This is a genomic window from Chlamydiota bacterium (assembly GCA_016178055.1).
Lineage (GTDB): Bacteria > Auribacterota > JACPWU01 > JACPWU01 > JACPWU01 > JACOUC01.
In genome coordinates this window covers 1-1,574 of sequence record JACOUC010000055.1, presented here as the reverse complement: position 1 = coordinate 1,574, position 1,574 = coordinate 1, and the positions used below count along the sequence as shown (strand labels likewise).

Annotated in this window: 3 protein-coding genes; all 3 read right to left on the bottom strand. The window is 40.7% G+C overall.

All coding sequences use genetic code 11. The features are described 5' to 3' along the window. Positions 1-81: 81 nt before the first annotated feature. The 3 genes from HYS07_08405 to HYS07_08395 all read right to left on the bottom strand — a co-directional run bounded on the left by HYS07_08405 (position 82) and on the right by HYS07_08395 (position 1,468). Positions 82-312 (bottom strand): type II toxin-antitoxin system HicA family toxin, encoded by a 231-nt coding sequence (locus HYS07_08405; protein MBI1871196.1) that lies wholly within the window; start codon positions 310-312, stop codon positions 82-84. Between the two features lie 3 nt (positions 313-315). Continuing rightward, on the bottom strand, positions 316-606 hold the full coding sequence (locus tag HYS07_08400) for a hypothetical protein (GenBank protein MBI1871195.1): 291 nt from the start codon (positions 604-606) through the stop codon (positions 316-318). 124 nt (positions 607-730) lie between these two features. Beyond that, positions 731-1,468, bottom strand: coding sequence for a nucleotidyl transferase AbiEii/AbiGii toxin family protein (locus HYS07_08395; GenBank protein ID MBI1871194.1), 738 nt, complete (start codon positions 1,466-1,468; stop codon positions 731-733). Positions 1,469-1,574: the final 106 nt, after the last annotated feature.

Sequence of the window (1,574 nt, the reverse complement as noted above, 5' to 3'; positions counted from 1 at the left end):
GCGCTTAAAGTGAAACGATGAATTTTTAGTTCAAGTAGCACATATTCGCGAGACGAATATGTAAAAAACATTTTTTTCAAATCAAAGTTGATGAATGATATTCAGATAGTCTTGATTCGTAATGTGCAGGGTTCGCAGATTGCTTTTGATTTCAAAGATGGGTAAGTCTTTTTTTGTTCGAACAACAATGGGACGAATGAGGTCGGATCTCCCCCACATTCTGTGATCGCCTTCTTTGCGTAAAAGATGGCAACCAATATGGGTTAGGAATTTCTCAAATTTCTTGTAGTGAATCGGATGAAGTTTATCCACGGATCAAACCGCAATGGGTATTCTGACGGGTTTACTGTCTTGTCGAATAATAGCAGGAGGATTCCATACTTCATGGACTTTCTTCCAACCGTACTCTTCCAAAACAGCTTTCCAAGTGCCTCTTTCAGAGACATACGCTACAAATAGTTTCAGGGATTTAGCAAACGACTCTTCAGCATCTTCAAATGAATCTCCATGGGCTACAAGATCGAAGGCAGGGGTGTAGACGAGAAATGTATCCCCTTCTTTCATATAAAAAATAGGGATATTGGTTTCAACGCGAGTCTTCTTCATTTTGAGTCTCTTTTCAAGAGTAAATATATATCAGATAGGTTCATTTTGTCTATTGATTACTCATCAGATGATCTGGCCCAAGTATGCGCGAGACGAGTATGTAAGGGTGATTTTCATTTTGGGACTATGCTAAATTTCGTTTAATTTCCGTGACCAGCGCTGACGGGAAGTTCTTAATGATGATATGCTGGTTGACGGGAAGAAATGTTTTGAGTTCGCGTTTGAAATCTAGTTTTTCGGATTCGACGGCCTTTAGAATTTTCGTCTTCAGTTGCTTGTCTTGGATAAACGACTCTTTAAAGGCCATACGGCTACGAAAAATAAAATAAATGTCATAAAAATCTCGTGCCTTCCCACGGGTCAGACAAGCCTGAATTTTTTCGGCGACAAGAAGAGGCTCCTGAAGATGAACCATCATATAAGGCATAGCAAGTTCAGGCTGAATGAGTGCTGCTGTCCCTGATTCTTTTTTGTTGCCGCGTAACGAGATTTCAATTTGGATCTGGCTCACGTATTCGCTGGTCTTAAATTGAAATATCGAAAGATATCCGCCGGATGTTTTTTTTGACTCTGCAATTTCAGTTTCGATCCCCTCCATTTCTATCTTTGTAAGAGATTCCTCCATCAGAGTCTCAATATCTTTGAGGGTGATGCCTACACCCGTAAAGTCAAGGTCCTCAGAGAACCGAGGACTGTGCCAGATAATTCGTAAAGCTGTACCTCCCTTAAAAAGAAGGCATTCAGAGCGTTTTTCCTGGTAAAGCTTCGAAAGAAATAACTGTTGAAAATACTCACGAACAACGTTATCGGTTGTTGTCTGCCAGCGGTCAGCGAGGTTTTGAACTTGTCTTTTTTCAATCATAAAATCTCCCTGACCCTTTTTAGCAGGCCCCTGCGGTCAAATAGGTTAGCGTATTCTATCACGGCTTTCTTCTTTAACTTACGAACGTCCAGTCGTTCATTGAGTG

Excerpts from the sequence above, each read along its gene's own strand:
- HYS07_08400 (MBI1871195.1), bottom strand. The coding sequence starts at position 606 with ATGAAGAAGACTCGCGTTGAAACCAATATCCCTATTTTTTATATGAAA.
- HYS07_08395 (MBI1871194.1), bottom strand. The coding sequence starts at position 1,468 with ATGATTGAAAAAAGACAAGTTCAAAACCTCGCTGACCGCTGGCAGACA.